This is a genomic window from Exiguobacterium sp. s168 (genome assembly GCF_018619035.1).
Classification (GTDB): Bacteria; Bacillota; Bacilli; order Exiguobacteriales; family Exiguobacteriaceae; genus Exiguobacterium_A; species Exiguobacterium_A acetylicum.
The window spans coordinates 110,762-133,108 of the sequence record NZ_JACSNE010000005.1 but is presented as its reverse complement, the minus strand read 5'-3'; the positions used below and the strand labels follow the sequence as shown (position 1 = coordinate 133,108).

Below are 22,347 nucleotides of genomic sequence, written 5' to 3'. Positions count from 1 at the left end.
AGGATTCGTTTTTGAAAACATGTGAATGACTTCCACGGACAAGAAAGCGAAAGTGGTCGATTTCCTAGGAAATACAGATTGACTGAAATGGAATGTAAGGAAAATCCAAAAAAGCTTCATGAAGTCTTTACAAAAACCTTGCAAGTCCTTCAAGTAGCCTTTGAACTGCTTCCGTAGACTAAGAAAGAGTTGAAAAGAGGAAGGGTGTTTACGTGTGAGTGATCAAAAATGGAAACGACAAATCATGCAACAACTGAACTGGGTCCGCGAAGAGAAAAAACGACTAACAAGCGCGACGACCGCAAGTAAAGAGGCACTCGAAAAACTCCGTCAGTTAGAGGTCTTGCGACTGCCAACGGTTCGAACTTCTAATAAAACGACGACACGTTACCGACAAAATAGCCAAGCATCACTGCTGAATCAATTGGATGTCTCGGAGATTCCGGTCCGGACGACGACGCGTTATTATGAAAAGCGACCAATCGAGATGGCAATCGTCTGCTCGGAATTCATGTACGCCTATTATGAAGATGCCGTTCATCTCCACTACGTCAATGCGCACACATTCGAAGAAGTTTTCGAGCGCGAGATTGATCTCTTTTTAGTCGTCTCTTCATGGAAGGGGTTACGAGGAGACGATTGGAAAGGTGTCGCCACACCGAATTCAAAAAAACGCCAACGGTTGCTTTCAATGATGCAGGAAGTCAAAGCTAAAGGAATTCCAGTCGTCTTTCAATCGACGGAAGATCCGAGCAATCATGAACGGTTTCAAGACGTGGCTCAAGCTGCCGATTATGTCCTGACTTCAGATGAGGCAATGATTCCTGAATACCGCGTCTTATGTGGTCATGATCGGATCATGGCGATGCCGTTTGGTGTCAATCCATTGATTCACAATCCGATCGGAGCAACGCGTAGCCGAAAGAAGGGCGTTTTATTTGCCGGTAGCTGGATGGCGAAATATCCGGAGCGCGTTAAAGATACGGAGATGTTGTTTGATGGGGTGATGCAGTCTTCGCACGAACTCGATATCGTGGACCGGAATTATCATCTCGACTTACCGGCTTATCAGTTTCCGGAACGTTATCAATCACGGGTCGCACCAGCGATTCCTTATGATGCCTTACAACAAGTCAGTAAATGTTATGACTGGGTCTTGAACCTGAATAGCATCAAATACAGCAAAACGATGTGTGCCCGTCGCGTCTATGAATCGCAAGCACTCGGGAATCTAATCCTGTCGAATTACAGTATCGCCGTCAACAATGAGTTTCCGAACATCTTCACCGTGCATGACGCACAGGAGGCGACGGCAATCGTGGAACGTACGTCGCAAGAAGAAATCGAACGGTTACGAGCAGAAGGGCTTCGTGCCGTCATGACGGAACACACGGTCTTCGAACGGATGGATCAGATTCTAGCGTTCATTGGACGAGTACCTGAGACACGGAAACATCGCTTATTGATCGTCGTTGCCCAAGACGGGGAAGCGATCCGTGACGTGATCAATCGACAAAGTCTCACACCGGACGAAATCGTCTCTGCGGATGCGCTGACGGAGCAAACTTACGATAAAGCCGATCTCGTGGCTTGGATGGATGGAAAGGAATCTTACGGCGAATATTATCTAGAGGATCTCGTGAATGGTTTTAAATACAGTGATGCGAGCATCGTCCGAAAAGGAAGCGAGTATCCGTATCATCTACAAGAGATGAGTAGTAGTCGAAACGGTGCGATCGTTTGGCGGTCAGCTATCGGATATGACATGTTCCAGGCAGATGAACTGAACGGAAAAACACTGTTGCTCGATCAATTTGAGTGGAACGAGCAGGCGGTAGTTCCGACGAATCAGACCCCGCAACTATCGGTCGTCGTTCCGATCTATAACAATGGAAAACATCTCACGTATAAATGTTTCGCTAGTCTTACACGGATGGATCGATTCATGGAATCAGAGATTTTACTCGTAGATGATGGATCAACGGATGTTGCGACACGTCAAGCGGTAGAGCGTCTCGCACGACGCCACGGAAATGTCAGAACCTATTTCTTCGAGACAGGTGGAAGCGGTAGTGCTTCACGTCCGCGCAACAAAGGTGTCGAGATGGCACGCGCTGACTACGTGACGTTCCTTGATCCGGATAACGAGGTACTCAGTGATCGCTATGCCTTTTTGCTTCAGGAACTAGAAAAAGATCCATCACTTGATTTTGTGGCAGGGCATATGAAAAAGCTGGCCGAGAAGACGAGTATCATCGCCTTACCGACGATTCGTAAACAGGGACGAACCGTTTGTGAGGATCCGAAAGCTTTTCTATTGAAACATCGGTTTGCGGTACAAAGCATTCAAGCACTCGTCGTCCGTCGTACTTTCCTGCTCGAACATCAATTGGAGCAGGTAGTCGGTGCAGTCGGACAGGACTCCTTGTTCTTCCAAGAATTGATGCTCCGTGCGAACCGTGTCTTACTCGTCAATCGGGTCATTCATTATTATTATGCAGCGGTTGCCGGATCGACCGTGAATGCCTTGACGGTGAAATTCTTTGAACGAAGTGTCGTCCGAGAGCGGGCACGAGCAGAAAAGTTCGCCCGTTATGGAGTGCTAGAGGAATATAAGCAAACACGATTCGAGCATTTCTTCGAGCATTGGTATCTCGTTAAATTACGCTACTGCAGTGATAAGGATTTTACACCGAGTGTCGCATTGCTACGTACGATCATCAGTTTCTATGAACCGATCACGTTGACGAATCCGTTGATCCGTCAATTCATGGAGCTTGCGGATCGACAGGAGACAGATCGTCTTCAACATCTATTACTTGAGGAGGTGCAGAAATGACGGCATCGATGAAAACAGCACGACCAAAAGATCAAATCCGGGCGGCCTACTACGATCAGTTAGGCGGTGGATTCGGTAAAAAAGTCCGCGCGCGTGTTCACTGGATCGTACGACAAGCAAAAGGGGAGCACATTTTAGATATCGGTTGTTCAGGCGGAGTCGTTCCAATTTTGCTTGGACGCGAAGGGAAACATGTCGTTGGAATCGATGTATTACCAGAAGCGATCATCGAAGCCAAACAAGCGTTGCTCGAGGAACCGACATCCGTTAAAGAAAAAGTGGAATTACATGAAGCGAATGTCATGACATACACACCTGATATTCAATTCGATACAGTCTTGATGACGGAAGTACTGGAACATATCGGGGAGCCGGAACGCTTCATCGCTCGTGCCGTCTCGTTCATCGCACCAAAAGGACGACTTGTCATCACAGTCCCATTCGGAGTGAACGATTATGCGGATCATAAACGGACGTATTATTTAAATCGACTGCTTGAGCAATTGACACCTTTCGGTAAAATCGAAACGGTCGAGCGGATCGATAAGTGGCTTGGAATTACGATTCAAGTCTATCCGGAACTTCAATCTGGTCGATCGATTTTACCGGAGGAAGTTGAATGGCTAGAAGACGCCTTTGAAGAGGTGGAGCGATTGCATCTCGCAACGATCATTGACTTAAAACGCAAGCAACAGACTCTAGAACGAAAAGTTCAGCGGTTAGGGGAACAAACAGATGTATTAGAGCAGGCACAAGCAGAATCGTTACGTCAGGAACAGCAACTACAGGAACAGCGTGAACAATACAAGGTGCTTGAAGAACAATATGCCGCACTGCTTGATCGATTCGAAGGGGCATTGGTGGCAAATCTGGAACTGCTGGAGGCGAATGCATCATGGAAATCAAAATACCGCTCACTCGCGCGATCAAAGCTCGGAAAAATCGTCGTCCGCTACTGGAAGTTCCGACGTCAACTCAAGCAGCGCCGGAGTCGTCGATGAACGTCTTGATGATTTGTCAAAATTTTTATCCGGAAATCGGAAGTGCGGCAAACCGAATGAAGAATATTTTCAAGCGGATGGAACAAGCGGGAAGTGACGTCCATGTGCTGACGTCAGAACCGCTCTATCCGACGGCAGAACTTTATACGGATTCAATGTTCTGGGATGAGCCGAGCTTGGATACGGCACATGTAACCCGTATCCAACCACGTGACGTCAGGGCGACGAACAATTTATGGCGGCGCCTTCGCTTGTTTGTAGAACAATTCGTGCTCGCAGTAAAAGAGGTGCGACATGACCCGAAATCCTACGCTTACATCTATGCGACGACACCATCCATCTTCATGGGACTCGTCGGGGTCGTCGCGAAACATGTCAAAAAAGCGCCATTGATTCTCGATGTACGCGATTTATGGCCGGAGTCGCTGATTGGCGTCGGCATCACGAATTCGCGTTTGTTATTGACTCCGCTCTACTGGCTTGAAAAGTGGATGTATCGTCAGGCGGATCAATTGGTCATTAATAGTGAAGGGTTTCGATCGTACATTGAAGGGCGTGGTATCGCACCGGAAAAAATTCATTACATTCCGAACTCGATCGAGGAAAACGAGTGGTTAATCAAACGGCGAAAAGTGTCGGAACAAGTACGTGTCGTATATACGGGGAATATCGGACTCGCGCAAGATGTGTTTTTGTTGCTTGACGTCGCACAGGAACTTCAACAAGAGCAGGATATCTGCTTTCAAGTCGTCGGTTATGGTTATCATAAGCAAACGTTCGAACGACTCGTCAAGGAACGTGGATTGACGAACATCGAGTTTCTTGACGCGATGCCGCGTTGGGATGCGTTGAAACAACTGGCAAAGAGTGACATCGCCTTTGCGACACTCGTCGAAAGTACAGCATTCGATACGGTGACACCCGGTAAAATCATTGACTACATGGCGATGGGGTGTGCCATCGTCGGAGCGGTATCCGGACACGCAGCGCATGTCATTGAAGAGGCAGGAGCTGGTTATGTGTCTGTCCAGCGGAAAAAAGAGGAGATCGTCGATCATATTCTCGAGTTATCACGAAATCCAGAAAAACGTGCAGCGATGGGACGCGCAGGTGTGGCATACGTCCAACACCATTTTGATTGGGAACAAAATGAACAGCGCTTGTTCGAAGCCATCGAACGAACACAGGCGCGAAAGGCGGTCGCAGAATGAAGCGCATTGGAATGTTTGTTTGGAATCCCTTTACGAATGACGCCCGAGTCTTACGTGAATGTACGGCGCTCGTCGAAGCAGGGCACCGCGTGGACCTATACTGCCTAAATGACGGCACATTTCCAGAAGTCGAATGCCCGATGTCAGGGTTTCGCGTCATTCGAATTGACCGGACGCCACCTTTTGCGAGGTGGCTCCCGTTCTTTCGTAAACGGAAAAAACGGACCCTTGCTGTCGGTTTGATGGGTGCGCTTCTTGCGCCATGGCTCATTCCCGTGATGCTTGTGCTCTTTTTCCTCATGCGAAGTCGGTTCATCCGTTACGCCCTGTACAACAGTTTCGGCATTCTGCGCATGACACGTGCTGCTAGGAAGCATGATTATGATGTCATGCATGCGAACGATGTCAATACGTTACCACAAGCGATTGGGGCGGCCCGTGGGACGAAAATCGTCTATGATTCGCATGAAGTCCAGACCGATCGGACAGGATACGGCAGCATGCAAGGGAAATTAGAACGCTGGTTGCTTCACTTCGTCGACCAGACAATCGTTGAAAATGACACGCGTGCGGATTACCACCAGAAGTTATACGGAACACGACCGTCTGTCTTGCACAATTATCCGTTTTACGAACCGATTGTTCCGCAACCGCGACCGTTACGCGAAGAGTTAGCACTTGCTCAAGATGAGCCGATTTTGTTGTATCAAGGCGGAATCCAAGAAGGACGCGGACTGGAGCGACTCATTGAAGCGATGCCGTTCATCGATCGAGGAACATTGATTTTCGTCGGGGACGGAAAATTAAAAGGAAAACTGATGCAACTGGCTGCCCAATCATCGGAAAAGTCTCGCATTCGCTTCATTGAGAAGGTTCCGCTTGCTGAACTACCAAGTTACACGGCAGCGGCAACGGTCGGCTTTCAAGTCCTTCAGAACGTCTGTTTCAATCATTATTCTGCTTCTTCGAACAAACTATTCGAATACATGGCGGCGTTGATTCCTGTCATCGCAGCTGACTTACCAGAAATCCGTCGTGTCGTCGAAACAGAAGGAGTTGGATTAATCGTTGATGTCGAATCGCCGCAGAGTATTGCTACAGCAGTCAACCGTCTAGTGAAGGATGAGAGCTTGCGACGGGCGATGCAGGAGCGAGCAAGCGTAGCAAGGACACAATACAACTGGGAGCAAGAAAAAGGTCGACTTCTTGCTGTCTATGACTCGATTTTCATGGAATCTGACGCAAAATAAGAAAAATAGTCAACGACTCGAAGGGAAATCCACATGCAATGAAGGCGGATTCCTGACGAGTCGTTTTGTTTCATTTAAATAGACACGAAGGATTCGCGAAAGCTTCATAAGATTTACAAAAACAATAGAAAACGCTGGAAATGTAAGGTCTGTGAAGAATGGTTTAAGAGATGGTTAGAAGCATTGGAAAGCAAAGGAAATGTCGTTATGGTCTAGTTACAGCCAAGCCACAGACCGTTCGTTGGCTAGTATGACTAACTCGATGGAGGAATGACAAAATGAAACTTTGCACAATCGGACTAGGATATATTGGATTACCTTCTTCTGCGATGTTCGCGGATCATGGCACGGAAGTCGTAGGTGTCGACATCGATCCACAAATCGTCAATCTTCTGAACACGGGAACGATTCATATTGAAGAACCAGGACTCGAGGATGTCATCAAACGGGTCGTCGCAAACGGAAAATTCCGGGCGACACTTACACCAGAACGGGCAGATGTTTTCCTAATCGCCGTTCCGACACCGAACTTAAACGATACGTATAAATCATGTGATTTGAAATACGTTATTTCAGCGGTTAACAATATGCTACCCTTCCTTGAAAAAGGGAATGTCGTCATCGTCGAATCGACGATTGCGCCACGTACGATGGATGACCATGTTCGTCCATTGATTGAAGAAGCCGGCTTTACGATTGGTGAAGACGTCTATGTCGTCCATTGCCCAGAACGTGTCTTGCCAGGACAAATCTTACATGAACTTATTCATAATAACCGCATCGTCGGTGGGTTGACGCCAGCGTGTGCAGAGGCGGGCGCAGCTGTCTATGAAACATTCGTTCAAGGTGAAATCGTTCGGACAGACGCGAAGACAGCCGAAATGTCGAAGTTAATGGAGAATACGTTCCGCGATGTCAACATTGCTCTCGCAAATGAATTGACGCAAGTATGTCATCAGCTAGAGATCAACGTCTTAGATGTGATCGAGATGGCGAACATGCATCCACGAGTAAACTTACATCATCCAGGACCTGGCGTTGGTGGTCATTGTCTTGCGGTTGACCCTTACTTCATCGTCGCCAAAGCCCCATCGCTTGCACGCATCATTCATACAGCACGACAAACGAACGTTCAGATGCCACAATTCGTCGCTGAACAAGCAGCACGTCTTGTTGGTTCACGTGTCCGTCCGAAGATCGCCGTCTTTGGTGTCACGTATAAAGGAAACGTCGACGACATGCGCGAGAGTCCAGCTGTCGAAGTCATTGAACAATTACTCGACCGTGGACTTGACGTCGCTGTCTGTGATCCACACGTCGAACGCTCGATTTCGACACGTTTCGAACTCGTCGATGAGCTGGAAGCGATTCAAGGCGCTGATCTCGCACTCGTCCTAGTCGACCACGATGAATTCAAACAATTTGATTCACGTCGTCTCGCAAACTACATGCGGACACCGTTACTCTTTGATACGAAAGGAATCGTCAATGAGCTCGACGCTGTCAAAGTCCTGAACTTCGGTAATTTGCATACGCACCGCGTGACGGAAGTGGATGCGAAAGCGATATGAACGCGTTACGAACGATTGGGGGAGAGTTGAAGGATCATCTATATCTGATCTTTCGACTCTCGCTTTATGAAACAAAGAGTCAATATAGCATGCAATACCTTGGTTGGTTTTGGGAGATCATGACGCCGCTTCTCCAAATCGGTGTCTACTGGGTCGTATTCGGCTTCGGGATTCGTGGTGGGCATCCAGTCGATGGAATTCCGTTCGTCTTTTGGCTCGTCAGCGGATTGATTGCTTGGTTCTTTATCGGCAGTACGATTCCAAGTGGTTCCCGGTCGATTTATGGTCGAGTCGCTCTCGTCTCAAAGATGCATTTTCCATTGAGTACGATTCCAGCGTACGTCATCTTGGCGCAATTCTATCGCCACTTAGCGATGATTGCCTTAACGATCATTTTAGGATGTGCCTTCGGTTACTTTCCGGGATGGCATACGCTTGAACTCTTGTATATCGTACCGGCGGGCGTCGTGTTCCTCTATGCGGTCTCCTTATTGTTGTCCGCGCTTGCAACGATGATTCGAGACGTGCAAAACATGGTGACATCTGCCATTCGGATGTTGATGTATTTAACGCCAATCATGTGGATTCCGCCAGATCACTCGTTATTCAAGATGTTGTTGATGCTAAACCCACTCGTTTATTTGATTGAGGGGTATCGCTCAGCACTCATCGGAACGGGCTATCTGCTCGATCATATGTGGTATGGCGTGTACTTCTGGTGTATGACGCTCGCAATCTTACTTGTTGGAGCATCGATTCACATTCGATTCCGACGCTATTTCATCGATTACGTATAGGAGGGAGAACGATGGGTCATGTCGTGTTTGAGAATGTATCGAAACGGTACATGCTCTATGCCCGACCGATCGACAAGCTAAAGGAAGTGTTGTTCGGTAAGGTGAATGGAAAATCGTTCTATGCTCTAAAGAACGTCTCTTTTTCTGTGGAAGAGGGAGAAATCGTCGGTGTCGTTGGCATCAACGGAAGTGGGAAATCGACACTATCGCATCTGCTTGCTAACGTAACACCACCGACGTACGGTCGAGTCACATTGGGTGGAAAGTCAGCATTGATTGCCATCTCTAGCGGATTGAACAGTCAACTGACAGGGCGAGATAACATTGAATTAAAAGGGCTGATGATGGGCTTAACGAAGCGACAAATCGAGTCGATTACTCCAGAAATTCTAGAGTTCGCTGATATCGGGGAGTTCATCGATCAGCCGGTCAAAACATATTCGAGTGGCATGCGAGCTCGGATTGGTTTTGCCATCTCGATTCATATCAATCCAGACATCTTGATCATCGACGAAGCACTCTCAGTCGGAGACCAAACGTTTACCGAAAAGTGCCTCGATAAGATGCGTGAATTCCGCGATCAAGGGAAAACGATTTTTTTCGTCAGTCATTCGCTCAGTCAGGTAAAGAGTTTCTGTACAAAAATCCTTTGGTTGGAATACGGGGAAGTCCGTCTATTTGGTCCGACGAATGAAACGTTGGCTGAATACAATAAATATTTATATTGGTACAAACAGTTATCAAAAAAGCAAGCCTCCCATTACGTAGCTAAGAAACGAACGGAACGGATCGGTTCCGTGGATCAGCAGATGATGGGCGAGACGATTGAACGATCGTCATGAAATGAGATAGGGGATGAAGTAAATGAAACGTGTCATGCTTGTATTCGGAACACGACCAGAGGCGATCAAAATGGCGCCGGTCGTCAAAGCACTTGAAAATCGTCAGGACGTCGAACCAATCGTCGTCGTTACAGCACAACACCGAGAAATGCTCGATCAGGTCCTTGAACTATTCGAAATCACTCCGGACCATGACTTGGATTTGATGCGTCCGCGTCAGACGTTAGAGGAAATGACAGCGCGTATCCTAAACGCGATGCGTCGTGTCCTCGAAAAGGAACAGCCGGATCTCGTCCTTGTCCATGGGGATACGACGACGACGTTCGCTGCTTCTTTAGCGGCGTTCTATCAACAGATTCCAGTCGGTCATGTGGAAGCAGGACTACGGACATATGAAAAGTATGCGCCTTTCCCAGAAGAGATGAATCGTCAATTGACAGGTGTGCTGGCGGATTATCATTTTGCACCGACTGAACAGGCTGCCATGAACTTACGTGCTGAGAACAAGCAGACACCGATCATCGTAACCGGCAATACGGTCATCGATGCGTTGAAGACGACTGTATCATCGACATATACGCATCCTGTCCTAACACGCCTCGAGAAGTCGGGACGAAAACTTGTCTTGCTGACCGTTCATCGCCGTGAGAATCATTTACAACTGGCAACGATTTTTGATGCGATTGAACGGTTAGCAAATGATCATCCGGAAATCGAAATCGTCTATCCGGTTCATCCAAATCCGGTCGTACTAGAAGCGGCAGCTCGCCTGAAACATCATCCGCGGATTCAATTGATCGAACCACTTGATGTCTTTGATTTCCATAACCTTGCAGCGCGCGCTTCCTTCATCCTGACAGATTCAGGCGGAATTCAAGAAGAAGCACCTTCACTCGGTGTTCCCGTTCTTGTCTTACGGGAGACGACGGAACGACCTGAAGGCGTCGAAGCAGGAACCTTGAAACTGGTTGGTACGAATCCAGAGCGCATCTATGCGATGAGCCATCAATTATTGACGGACGAAGTGTTCTATCAATCGATGGCACAAGCGGCGAATCCTTATGGCGATGGACAGGCAGCAGAGCGAATCGTCGATGCGATCATGAGTGAGGTACCCGTATGAGTCAACGTATTCCTCCAGCGATTTATCAATTCTTTCCATTCGGAACGCAGGAAAAAATCTTGCTTGAGGATGCTACAGATGGTGTCTATTTTGATTTTCAAGAAGCGACGGCAGGCGACAAATTGTACATTCAGTTGTTTGATCAAGGATTTCAACATCCACCTTCAAAGTTATACCGAACAGACGCCACGATTACAGGGGATCTCATCGAGGTGACCTGTCATTTCGAAGTCGATGCACCGTGTGTCGTTCAGTTATTCAAGATGCAGTATGGACAGAAGAAACGGATGGGATCGGAAACGGAAACCGTCACACTGATGAATGAAACAGTCGTTCAGGTACAGATGAAACGAGTACCAGGAGCGAAGTATTTCAAGGTGGCATGGAAGTTCTTGCAAGAGGGGAGCTTCCGGGTCCATCTCCGGGACATTCAGATTGTGCAACATGTCACGGCAGGGGAGGAAGCGACGTATGCTATTTAGTTCGACGATATTCTTATTTCTGTTCTTACCGACTGTCTTGATCGTCTATTACCTACTACCACGTAGCTTCCGAAATGGTTGGCTGCTAGTGACGAGTCTATTCTTTTATGCATTCGGAGAACCACGCTTTGCACTGCTGATGTTACTGAGCGTCACGATCAACTATTTCTTCGCCTTGTTTGTCGATCTGTATCGACAGCGAATCGGCGTCAAATGGATCATGTTCAGTATGATTGCAGTCAATCTAGGATTACTCGGCTGGTTCAAGTACAGCGGATTTTTTGTTCGTTCAGTCAACGAGACATTCGGATTAGGGTGGTTCGTACCAGAAGTCGTCTTGCCACTCGGTATCTCGTTCTATACGTTTCATGCGATGAGTTATGTCATCGACATCTACAAAGGGAAGGAAGCGGTGCAAAAGAATCCGCTTGACCTCGCCCTTTATATCGCGTTCTTCCCCCAACTCGTTGCGGGTCCAATCGTTCGCTACAACACGATTGCGAGCCAAATCGAGTCACGAGAAGAGACAGTTTCCGATTTTGCCCGAGGAGTTCGTCGATTTACGATCGGTTTAGCTAAAAAACTGATTCTTGCCAATGGATGTGGTCAAGTCGCGGATGCCATCTTCAATATGAAGGATCTCTCGATGGGGCTTGCTTGGATCGGCATCATCGCCTACGCCTTACAAATCTATTTCGATTTTTCAGGATACAGTGATATGGCGATTGGATTAGCTTTGATGTTCGGATTTCATTTTCTTGAGAATTTCAACTATCCCTACATTTCAAAGTCCGTTTCTGAATTTTGGCGTCGTTGGCATATTTCACTTGGATCGTGGTTCCGGGATTATGTCTACATCCCGCTTGGTGGAAATCGTGTCTCACCGTGGTTACAGTATCGCAACTTAGCAATTGTCTGGATGCTGACGGGTCTTTGGCATGGTGCTAGTTGGACGTTCGTCGCGTGGGGAGCCTATTACGGAATCTGGATCATGCTCGAGAAAGCATTTCTCGGGAAATGGTTGGCGAAAATGCCAGTCTTCTCGACCGTTTGGACACTCGTACTCGTTTTGGTCGGTTGGGTATTCTTCCGTTCCGAGACGTTCCCGGAAGCCGTTACGTACATTCAAGCAATGTTCGTACCAGATGTGATCTGGGATGAACGCGCGAGCTACCAGCTTGTCCAAAATGGTGTTCTATTGCTTGTCGCGTGTATCGCAGCAACACCGATTCCGAAAATCATCGGAGAGCGATTAGTCGTGTCACTCGGAAGAATTGGTACGACGATGCAGTATGGGTATGCGATGTTGCTACTATTTTTGGCGACATCAGCACTTGTTGCAAGTACGTTTAACCCATTCATCTATTTCCGCTTCTAAAAAGGAGGTCTACTGATGGCACAGCCACTTGAAACAGAAAATAAGCAGGAACAAAAACGGACGACTTCTTTTGAACGGATCATGATGTGGGTGACGACGATCAGTTTTTTACTCATCTTATTAACGATTGGCGTTGGAACGATCGTCCGAGAAGATCGTGTGCGTTCTCAGCTAGAAAATCGCACACTCGCTCAATCGGTCGATCCGACGATTGAAGGAATCGCGACCGGAAAAGATATGCTGAAGATGGAGACGTATTTCACGGATCAACTGCTTTTGCGGGGGACGTTCGTTGAGATGCAGGCACTGCTATCGAAGGATGTCTTCAGACAGCCTTTTCGTAATGGAATCTATACAGCTAAAAATGGCTATATGATCGAACCGAGTGCCTCGACTCAAGTCCAGATTCCAAACGCGTTTCAGCAGTTCGTGCAAGAAGTCGATCGACCCGTCTATATGGCGCTAGCTCCATCGAAGACGGTCATTGCTGAACGCGATCAGTTGATTCCATCGTATGTTGCTTCAAACGCTCGGATACCATACGCAGGAATGATTCGTGACTTCAAGGCTGCCGGGATGACGAATTTGTCACTTGATCAATTAAAGCTAACGGACTACTTCAAGACGGACCATCACTGGAATATCGACGGGGCGGCGTCCGCGTATCAGACGATCACGAAAGGCATGGACCTACAACCAGTCACACCATCGAAAGCAGATCGTAAAGAGGATGAACATGCCTATTATGGTTCGTTGGCACGAAAGACGACGCTTGCGTACGCGACGTCTGGTGATCAATTAGCTTATTATGGACCAGCATTCTTTAAAGGGATTGATGTCTGTTACGACGGAGCATGCGATCGCCCAGTCATTGATGAATCCTTCGTTCAGCAGGAGGGAGATTACGTCGATCGGTATGAAGTATTCTTGCGCGGGAATCACGGCATCATGTCGATGAAGGAGCAGACGAAGAATGATCGACCAACGATTCTCGTCTTAAAGGATTCATTCGCGAATCCAGTCTTACCGTTCCTTGCTAAAAGTGCCAATCTGGAAGTCGTCGACGTTCGTTATGTCCCAAAATCATTCGACGTCTCGCAGTTCGCTAAACAAAAACAAGTCGACTCCGTGTTGTTCCTGCATAACTCGAACATTGCTGGATTGATGAAGACGTATGAAAACACACTATGAAGGAGTTCATGACATGAGATCCCGAATGGCGAAAAGAAAACCACGCCTTGTTTGGCGCGTATTGAGTGCGCTCCTACTAGGGTTCGTTCTGATTGCTAGTACATCAGCTGGTTTAGCTTTTTTAAAAGTGAAGCAAACGGCAGACGCGTTTTTAACACCGTTAGATGGAAAGCAACCGAAGCCACTTGAATCGATGAAGCCGGTCAATGTCTTGTTACTTGGCGTGGATGAACGGAAAAATGATAAGGGACGTGCTGATGCCGTCATGCTTCTTTCGTTCAATCCAAAAACAAAACAAGCGACTTCCCTGTCTATTCCAAGAGATATGCAGGTAACCGTACCGTCTGGCGAAAAGACTAAAATCAATCATACCTATGCCTATGGGGGTGTGAAAGAAACAGTCGAAACGGTGGAGCAGACGTTTGAAACCGATATTCCTTATTATGCGAAGATCAACATGGATGGATTGATTGAGTTGGTCGATGCTGTTGGGGGTGTCACGGTCGACAATCCATCTGCCTTCAGTTGGAACGATCGTCGTCTTCAAAAGGAGTATGAGAAAGGGAAAATTCATTTGACGGGCCTTGAAGCGAGTGGTTACGCTCGGATGCGAAAGCAAGATCCACTCGGCGATATGGGGCGACAAATTCGTCAGCGACAAGTGCTAGAAGCAGTCGGAATGAAGCTTGCTGGACCACAGTTGTTGACGCAACTCGAAAAGATCACGGATGTCATGAAAAACAACTTTACGACAAATATCGGACTTGATGTCGCAGCGCAGCTAGCGCAGGAGAATCAGCGTGGGTTCGAACAATTGAAGCCGCTGAAAATCGACGGAGAAGGATATATCGCAAGTGATGGTGTCTGGTATTTCTTTGCATCGGACGAATCAATGGAACAGACAAAACAGGCAATCGCTAAACTTCTCGCACAATCGTAAGCAATAACCAGTATTACCATCAAACAAACAAACAAACAAACAAAGTTGAGCGTCTCTAGCAAATAATTGTGGAGGCGCTTTTTCCTGTCTTTCTCTGATGTAGATCACCATTCTTTTTGAAAAAAATGCTTGGTTCAAAAGTCTTATTTTCGATCAAATCGATCAAATAGGCTTTGACAGGACTTGTAAACGGATGCAAAATGAAAACGATTACATATCAAAAGGAGATGGCTACCGTATGAAACGCATGAGATTCGTTTGTATCGTTGCGCTAACGTTTGCACTGATATTTAGTGGACTCTCTTTATCCGGTCAAGCACTGGAAAAAGGGAAGTCGACATTGGTCATCATTCACTACAAGGAAGACCCGAATGCCACAAAGGATTGGAATCTGTGGTTATGGGCAAATGGTCCGGATTATTTTCCGAATAAAGCCCACGCTTTTAACGGTGAGGATGCTTACGGAAAAATCGCAGCTTATGAATTTCCAGTGGATCAGCCGGAAAAAATCGGCTTCATCGTTCGAGATGACAACTGGAACAAGGATGGGGGATCTGAGAATGATCGCTTTATTACGAAAGACATGATTAAAAATGGTGTTGCTGAAATTTGGATCGAGTCGGGAAGCAAGGACATCTCGACAGTCAATCCAAGCAATGGAGCAGATGTCGAAAAAATTGATACGAACATCCACTATTACCGGTATGACAATGATTACGACAAGTACGGTGTCTGGTCTTGGCCGGAAGAGCAAGATGGCAAGCGTTTCGAGTTCGATCAGCAGGATGAGTTCGGTACCATTGCCAAGGTAACGCTCGATAACCCAACGAAAGCACGTCTTGCAGGCGTCATTCCTCATCTTGAGGGTTGGTCGGAAAAAGACGGAGCTGATCGTTTCTTTTATGCAGGGGCGAAAGACATCTGGTTGATTGAAGGGGATCAGACGGTATACTACAGCAAACCGGAAATCGATCGCACACCGAAAATCACAAGCTTTTTAGCAGATGACTTCCGGACGATGACATTAAAAACGAATGCACCGCTGACGGAAGAAGACTTAAAGGCATTTACGTTTGAAGGCGTGACGAATCCAGTCGTGTCAGCAATCGATGCCAAAACGGTAAAAGTCGAAGTCACTTCAGATATCGATTTAGCAAAAGTCGTCCGAGCATCTCATCCTGTTTTTGGAGAAGCAATTCTTGAAGCAGGTAAAGTGCTCCGTTCGAAAGCATTCGACCAAAAGTATGCCTACGATGGAAAACTCGGTGTCGACTATCAAAAATCGAAGACGACGTTTAAAGTCTGGGCACCGACAGCACAAGCCGTCGAGCTCGAATTGTATCGCTTACCAAAACAAGAAGCTGCTACGACAAAAGATATCACGCGCGAAATCAAGATGGAACGAACGGATCGTGGTGTGTATCAAGTAACAGTCAAGGGCGATCTTGACGGTGTCGGATACACATACGAAGTCAAACACGCCAAAGAATCAACGCGTGCTGTTGATCCGTATGCGGCAGCAGTCACCGTCAATGGCGACCAAGGTGTCGTCGTCGACTTACGCGAGACGGATCCAAAACGCTGGACGAATGGGAAAATGCCACTTCGCCATGCGACAGACGCGATCATCTATGAATCACACGTCCGTGATTTATCGATGTTTGATGTGACGAATTCGGGTTACGATTCTGGCATCAAACAAAAAGGGAAATATCTCGGAGTCATCGAGCCGGGTACACGTTTGACGAAGGATGGTAAGAAAACGAAGACCAAAACAGGATTAGATCACTTGAAAGAACTCGGTATCACGCACGTTCAGTTCATTCCAGTCTACGACTTTAATACAGCGTCCGTCGACGAGACGAATCCGCTTAAATCGTACAATTGGGGTTATGATCCGAAGAACTATAACGCACCAGAAGGATCGTATGCGACAAATGCATATGATCCAAAAGTCCGAATCACAGAAATGAAGCAGATGATCCAAGGATTACATGACAATGGACTACGTGCCGTCATGGATGTCGTTTACAACCACATGTTTGACGCAAAGGCATCAAACCTTGATAAAATCGTTCCTGGTTATTACTACCGTTATACAGAAGGCGGCGATTTAGCGAACGGAACGGGTGTCGGAAACGATACAGCGTCTGAGCGTCAAATGATGCACAAATTGATCGTTGACTCTGTCTCCTACTGGGCGAAAGAATACCACTGGGACGGCTTCCGCTTTGACTTAATGGGTATTCACGACGTCAAGACGATGAATGCTGTTAAACAGGTGACAAAACGAATTGATCCGTCGATTCTCGTATTCGGAGAAGGGTGGAGCCTTGGAACACCGCTTCCGGATGCAGAGAAGGCCAACCAAACGAATACAAAACAAATGCCAGGAATCGGACATTTCAATGACAATCTACGCGATGCGCTCAAAGGTAGCGTCTTCATCGATTCAGATGCTGGTTTCATTAACGGAACAACCGGTCTTGAAACGCGCATCAAACGCGGAATCGTCGGAGAGATTGCTTATGACAAAGAGATTCAAGGATTTACGCAAGAACCAGATCAAGCCATCACTTACGTTGAAGCACATGATAACCATACGCTTTGGGATAAGTTGAACCTGACGAATCCACAAGACAATGACGCAACGAAGACAAAGATGCATCGTTTGGCTTCAAGTATCTTGTTGACGTCACAAGGAACGACGTTCATCCATGCAGGGCAGGACTTCATGCGGACGAAGGGCGGAGACCATAACTCGTATAAATCACCGGATTCTGTCAACCAGCTCGACTGGAAACGGAAGATGGACCGTCAACAAGACGTTGATTATATGACAGGATTGATCGAGTTACGTAAAAAGAATCCAGTACTTCATTTAGCAACAGCAAAAGACATTCGTCGTTACCTGACGTTTGAAGCAGCACCGGCACAAGTCATTGCTTATCGATTAGATGATGCTGCGCCACAACAAAAGGATGATCTCTACGTCATTCATAATGCGAATCGGACAGCAGTCGACATGAAGCTACCGACAGGGAAATGGAAGCTGCTTGTAGATGGTAAGCAGGCAGGAACTAAAGCAATCCGTAAAGTATCAGGTACGGTTCGCGTCGAAGGACTTAGCTCATTCGTCTTATCAAAATAAGTGAACAGATAAAAAAGGACGTTCCGCAGTTGGCGGAACGTCCTTTTCGTCAGTCGAGAAATGTGCAATCAAGCGTAACGCTCATCTGTTTCTTCGTTCTCTTCTTCTTTCAGATTACCTTCTTCCGATTTCGAGACGATGACGGCACATGCTGCGTCACCAGTGATGTTGACGGCTGTCCGCATCATATCAAGAAGACGATCGACACCGATGATTAAAGCGATCCCTTCGACCGGTAGATTGACCGATTGAAGAACCATCGTCAACATGACGAGACCGACACCCGGTACACCGGCTGTTCCGACTGATGCAAGAACAGCTGTCAGGACGACCGTCGCAAGTTGACCTGGCGTCAAATCAACAGCGTAAACTTGCGCGATGAAGACAGTCGCGACACCTTGCATGATTGCTGTTCCATCCATGTTGATCGTCGCACCAAGAGGCTGGACGAAACTTGAGACGGAACGCGGAACCTTCAACTCTTTTTGAGCCGTTTGCATCGCAACAGGGAGTGTTGCGTTCGACGAAGACGTCGAGAAAGCGAACAGCATGACAGGTGCGAACTTCTTAAAGAAGAAGAACGGGTTCATCTTCCCAAGAAGTGAAACAGTCGAACCATACGTCAATACGGAATGGACGAATAGTGACAAGATGACGACACCCATATAAAGTCCCATTGCTTTTAGCGAATCCCACCCTTGAGAACCGACGGCTGATGCGATCAAAGCAAATGCTCCGAGCGGTGCCATTTTCATGACGAGCGTGATCAAGTACGTCATTAAATCATTACCCTGCTCGATGAACGTCCGTAGTGTCGAGACTTTTTGACCGAGGAACGTGATCCCAAAACCGATAAAGACACTGAAGACGATGATTTGTAGCATATTTCCTTCCGCCATCGACGTGATCGGGTTCGTCGGGAACATACCAACGATTGTGTTGATTATGCTCGTATCTGGTAGATTTCCGTTATCATATTCAAGACCTTGCGTCTCGAAGTTACCAAACGTACCCGGTTTGATCAGTAATGACAAACCGAGAGCAATGACAATTGCGACAGCTGTCGTCGTCATGAAGTAAGTGATGGCTTTACCACCAACACGACCAAGCTCTTTTGGATTTCCAAGTCCCATGACGCCAAGGGCGATTGAGAAGAAGACGATCGGTACGACGAGCATCTTAATTAAGTTCAGGAAGATCGTTCCGATGGGTTGTAAAGCATATTTATTCAATCCCTCATAAATCGACTTGTCCGGTAAGGAAGCGAGGACGATTCCGAGAATCACCCCGAGAATCAATCCCCAAATGATGCGCTTTGCTTCTTTCATAAGTGATGTCACACTCCTTTATTTGATAATTGTCTATATTTTGACACATCATCACCCTTTTTGACAAAACATTTTAAAAAATACATGATAACGCTTACAAAAAAGTTTCTGGATTTTGATGCAGGAATGACTAGATTTTGTTGTCAAACGGATGCAACCATGAGAGGATAGATAAGAACAAAAAGGAACAGCGTAGGGTACAGAAAAGTCGCTAGAATCAACTGTTGACCAAATTGTATATTCCTACTATAATGTTGTATGACGTGTCTGACACGTTTCCTTTAGTCGGTAATATCGGAGGGAGGGAAAACTAGTGGAAACTCGTGTACGTAAAAATGAATCACTTGAAGACGCACTTCGTCGCTTCAAACGTGGTGTTTCAAAAGATGGTACGCTTGCAGAAGTTCGTAAACGTAAACACTACGAAAAGCCAAGTGTAAAACGTAAGCTTAAATCGGAGGCTGCGCGTAAGCGTAAGAAGTTCTAACGTTAGAGAGGGTGTATCCTCATGAGTCTTCAGGAGCGTTTGACAGCGGATATGAAAGAAGCCATGCGTCTACGTGAAAAAGATCGTCTTACGACGATTCGGATGGTGAAATCATCGTTGCAAAATGAAACGATCAAACTCGGTAAGCAAGAATTGACAGACGAGGAAGAATTAACGATTCTTTCACGTGAAATGAAGCAGCGCAACGACTCCCTCCGAGAATTCGAAAGCGCTGGTCGTCACGATCTCGTCGAGAAAATTCAAGCAGAGATTGTCGTGCTCGAAGCTTATATGCCAAAACAGCTTTCCGAGGAAGAAGTACAGGAAATCGTCGACGCAGCTATTGCGCAGACGGGTGCCTCTGCTCCTTCAGATATGGGGAAAGTAATGGGTATCGTCATGCCACAGCTTAAAGGCAAGGCAGACGGTGCGTTAATTAATCGACTCGTCAAACAACGGCTCGCTTAATACATGAAAAAGGTGTCCTTCGGGGCACCTTTTTTGTCGTTCCTGTCACAATTAAAAGTTTCTTAATGAATTCAGAATAGTCATGAAACCTTTTTGTTTTGAAAGCGTATATAATTATAGTAACGAATCAAAGTGCAAAAGAAGCAACTTCTGACACGAATGAAAAGGGGTGAACGTACGCATGACGTTTAGCTTAGGGATGATTTTGGCGGTCTTCATGATCGGGGTCCTCATGTTACTGGTCGAAATATTCGTCACAGGGTTCGGAATCTTTGGAGTCCTCGGAATCGGGGCTGTCCTTGCTAGTCTGATCATGGCAGGTGCTACAGTTGGTCAAGTAGGCATAGCGGTTGGACTTGCTGTATTTCTATCACTTGCGGCCGGATACTGGGCATATCGCAGAATTAAATCGAATCAATCCTTATTATGGAGAGGTTTGATTTTGACAGATTCCACATCGTCTGAAAAAGGCTATCTTTCTCATCAAGACAAAGTGCAACTGTTGGGACAAGAAGGAGTCAGTCTGACACCTCTCCGTCCGTCAGGAACAATTGAAATCGACGGAAATCGAATCGATGCGGTTACGGAAGGGACCTTCATTCAAGCGGGGGAAACGATCGTCGTAAAAGAAGTGACGCATGGACGCGTCATTGTTAGAGTCCAACATACGAAGGAGGAGTCCCACACATGACACCTGAATTATTGACTGTATTACTCATATCCGGAGGAATTTTAATTTTCCTCGCCATCTTCTTCACGCTCGTTCCGATTCCACTTTGGATTAGCTCGCTCGCAGCGGGAGTGCGCGTATCGATCTTTACATTAGTCGGGATGCGTCTTCGTCGAGTAACACCGTCTAAGATCGTCAATCCGTTGATCAAGGCGGTTAAAGCGGGATTGAACTTGAATACGAACCAACTGGAAAGTCACTTCCTTGCTGGTGGTAACGTTGACCGCGTCGTCAATGCCTTGATTGCAGCACACCGTGCGAATATCGAGTTGAGCTTCGAACGCGCAGCGGCGATTGATCTTGCTGGTCGTAACGTTTTGGAAGCTGTTCAAATGTCGGTTAACCCGAAAGTCATCGAAACACCATTCATTGCCGGTGTGGCGATGAACGGGATTGAAGTGAAAGCGAAAGCCCGGATCACGGTACGTGCGAACATCGATCGTCTCGTCGGTGGTGCTGGGGAAGAAACGGTCATCGCACGTGTTGGTGAGGGTGTCATCTCAACAATTGGTTCGTGTAATGACCAAAAAGAAGTACTTGAGAATCCAGAGATGATCTCACGGACGGTTCTTGCAAAAGGACTCGATTCGGGTACGGCGTTCGAGATTCTCTCGATTGATATTGCAGATATTGATATCGGTAAGAATATCGGTGCGGTTCTGCAGACGGATCAAGCAGAAGCGGATAAGAACATTGCGCAAGCGAAAGCCGAAGAACGTCGCGCAATGGCGATCGCAAGTGAACAAGAGATGAAATCACGTGTTGAAGAGATGCGTGCGAAGGTTGTCGCTGCTGAAGCGGAAGTGCCGCTTGCTATCGCTGAAGCGATGCGTGACGGTAACTTTGGTGTCATGGATTATGCGAACTACTTGAACGTGACAGCAGATACGAAAATGCGCCAAGCAATCGGTGGGCAATCATCACCAAATGACTCACAATAAAGGGTGAGACGGTATGGATATCATATGGGTCGGATTGATGATCGCATTCGGTGTCATCTCCGTCATCTCAAAAGCAGCAGATAAAAAACCGAAGCAGACGAACCGAACTCCTTCAAAGGAGTTCGGTGAATATGTGAAGCAAATGACCGAACAGGTCGATACGATGCGACAAGAGACGGTACCTCCACCTGTCGTTCGTAAAAAAGCACCCGCGAAGAAACAACCGGGGGTAACGCAAACGAAAGCGCGACCAGTTCATGAACGAACGGAATTGCAACAACGTTTGGACCAACGTCAAAAGCAACATTCGAAAAAAGGGATGTCCTCATCGACGATTGGCGAAATCAAAGATAGCGTAGCAGATGGTGCCATTGGATCGTCTAGTCGTTCAGCATCAGCAACGACGATTTCACAAGATGAAATGCGACGTGCCATCGTTTGGAGTGAAGTTCTTGGTGCGCCTGTTTCCAAGCGCAAACGCTAATATTTGTCTAGTGAGTCGATTCTACGAAACGCGTAGGATCGACTCTTTTTATTTCCTAAAAGGTGGGAACGGGTTTTTCTTTCCATCTTTTCGGCGGAAGTGCTAAAGTGGAAGAGATTAGATATGAAGCGAT

At 46.9% G+C, this 22,347-nt stretch carries 18 protein-coding genes and 1 pseudogene; 18 read left to right on the top strand and 1 reads right to left on the bottom strand.

From position 1 onward, the window contains the following. The first annotated feature begins 214 nt into the window (after positions 1 to 214). From KNQ15_RS05300 to pulA, 13 genes and pseudogenes are all read left to right on the top strand, one after another. Positions 215 to 2,839: a glycosyltransferase gene (locus tag KNQ15_RS05300; protein ID WP_214728142.1), complete on the top strand. Its 2,625-nt coding sequence runs from the start codon at positions 215 to 217 to the stop codon at positions 2,837 to 2,839. Further along, positions 2,836 to 3,840 carry a class I SAM-dependent methyltransferase gene (locus KNQ15_RS05295; RefSeq protein ID WP_069940364.1) on the top strand — a complete coding sequence of 335 codons (1,005 nt, stop codon included), beginning with the start codon at positions 2,836 to 2,838 and terminating at the stop codon, positions 3,838 to 3,840. The genes KNQ15_RS05300 and KNQ15_RS05295 overlap by 4 nt, the downstream gene beginning before the upstream one ends. Beyond that, a complete protein-coding gene (locus tag KNQ15_RS05290; protein ID WP_251137598.1) occupies positions 3,735 to 5,051 on the top strand; it encodes a glycosyltransferase family 4 protein in 1,317 nt (438 codons plus the stop codon). Before KNQ15_RS05295 ends, KNQ15_RS05290 begins: the two co-directional genes overlap by 106 nt. Beyond that, positions 5,048 to 6,301 carry a glycosyltransferase gene (locus tag KNQ15_RS05285; protein ID WP_214728140.1) on the top strand — a complete coding sequence of 418 codons (1,254 nt, stop codon included), beginning with the start codon at positions 5,048 to 5,050 and terminating at the stop codon, positions 6,299 to 6,301. Before KNQ15_RS05290 ends, KNQ15_RS05285 begins: the two co-directional genes overlap by 4 nt. A 278-nt stretch (positions 6,302 to 6,579) precedes the next feature. After that, positions 6,580 to 7,872, top strand: a complete 1,293-nt coding sequence (locus KNQ15_RS05280; RefSeq protein ID WP_029341021.1) for a nucleotide sugar dehydrogenase — start codon at positions 6,580 to 6,582, stop codon at positions 7,870 to 7,872. Next, entirely contained in the window at positions 7,869 to 8,669 is an 801-nt protein-coding gene (locus KNQ15_RS05275) for an ABC transporter permease (protein ID WP_029341022.1), read from the top strand. The genes KNQ15_RS05280 and KNQ15_RS05275 overlap by 4 nt, the downstream gene beginning before the upstream one ends. Positions 8,670 to 8,680: 11 nt before the next feature. Then, positions 8,681 to 9,421 (top strand): annotated as a pseudogene (gene tagH, locus KNQ15_RS05270) (teichoic acids export ABC transporter ATP-binding subunit TagH); the annotation flags it as partial. A 112-nt stretch (positions 9,422 to 9,533) separates the two neighbouring features. After that, a complete protein-coding gene (wecB, locus tag KNQ15_RS05265) occupies positions 9,534 to 10,634 on the top strand; it encodes a non-hydrolyzing UDP-N-acetylglucosamine 2-epimerase (RefSeq protein ID WP_029341024.1) in 1,101 nt (366 codons plus the stop codon). Continuing rightward, positions 10,631 to 11,116 (top strand): hypothetical protein, encoded by a 486-nt coding sequence (locus tag KNQ15_RS05260; RefSeq protein WP_214728138.1) that lies wholly within the window; start codon positions 10,631 to 10,633, stop codon positions 11,114 to 11,116. The genes wecB and KNQ15_RS05260 overlap by 4 nt, the downstream gene beginning before the upstream one ends. After that, on the top strand, positions 11,106 to 12,494 hold the full coding sequence (locus tag KNQ15_RS05255) for an MBOAT family O-acyltransferase (RefSeq protein ID WP_214728137.1): 1,389 nt from the start codon (positions 11,106 to 11,108) through the stop codon (positions 12,492 to 12,494). Before KNQ15_RS05260 ends, KNQ15_RS05255 begins: the two co-directional genes overlap by 11 nt. A gap of 15 nt (positions 12,495 to 12,509) precedes the next feature. Beyond that, entirely contained in the window at positions 12,510 to 13,685 is a 1,176-nt protein-coding gene (locus KNQ15_RS05250; RefSeq protein WP_214728135.1) for a DHHW family protein, read from the top strand. Between the two features lie 13 nt (positions 13,686 to 13,698). After that, entirely contained in the window at positions 13,699 to 14,625 is a 927-nt protein-coding gene (locus KNQ15_RS05245; protein ID WP_214728133.1) for an LCP family protein, read from the top strand. A 238-nt stretch (positions 14,626 to 14,863) separates the two neighbouring features. Further along, positions 14,864 to 17,776, top strand: coding sequence for a type I pullulanase (gene pulA / locus KNQ15_RS05240; RefSeq protein WP_214728131.1), 2,913 nt, complete (start codon positions 14,864 to 14,866; stop codon positions 17,774 to 17,776). Between the two features lie 68 nt (positions 17,777 to 17,844). Here pulA and KNQ15_RS05235 read toward each other — a convergent pair whose 3' ends face one another. After that, on the bottom strand, positions 17,845 to 19,104 hold the full coding sequence (locus tag KNQ15_RS05235; RefSeq protein WP_050678369.1) for a dicarboxylate/amino acid:cation symporter: 1,260 nt from the start codon (positions 19,102 to 19,104) through the stop codon (positions 17,845 to 17,847). Positions 19,105 to 19,417: 313 nt separating this feature from the next. On the opposite strand from KNQ15_RS05235, the gene rpsU reads away from it, so the two are divergent. From rpsU to KNQ15_RS05210, 5 genes are all read left to right on the top strand, one after another. Then, complete coding sequence (rpsU, locus tag KNQ15_RS05230; RefSeq protein ID WP_012369719.1) at positions 19,418 to 19,591, top strand: 30S ribosomal protein S21; 174 nt, start codon at positions 19,418 to 19,420, stop codon at positions 19,589 to 19,591. 21 nt (positions 19,592 to 19,612) lie between these two features. Continuing rightward, the gene (locus tag KNQ15_RS05225) at positions 19,613 to 20,059 is read left to right on the top strand and encodes a GatB/YqeY domain-containing protein (RefSeq protein WP_023467485.1); all 447 of its coding nucleotides are present in this window, start codon (positions 19,613 to 19,615) and stop codon (positions 20,057 to 20,059) included. 181 nt (positions 20,060 to 20,240) lie between these two features. Beyond that, complete coding sequence (locus KNQ15_RS05220) at positions 20,241 to 20,750, top strand: NfeD family protein (RefSeq protein ID WP_047396392.1); 510 nt, start codon at positions 20,241 to 20,243, stop codon at positions 20,748 to 20,750. After that, complete coding sequence (gene floA / locus KNQ15_RS05215; RefSeq protein WP_023467489.1) at positions 20,747 to 21,730, top strand: flotillin-like protein FloA; 984 nt, start codon at positions 20,747 to 20,749, stop codon at positions 21,728 to 21,730. The genes KNQ15_RS05220 and floA overlap by 4 nt, the downstream gene beginning before the upstream one ends. A gap of 13 nt (positions 21,731 to 21,743) precedes the next feature. Further along, positions 21,744 to 22,214 (top strand): hypothetical protein, encoded by a 471-nt coding sequence (locus KNQ15_RS05210; RefSeq protein WP_029341030.1) that lies wholly within the window; start codon positions 21,744 to 21,746, stop codon positions 22,212 to 22,214. Positions 22,215 to 22,347: the final 133 nt, after the last annotated feature.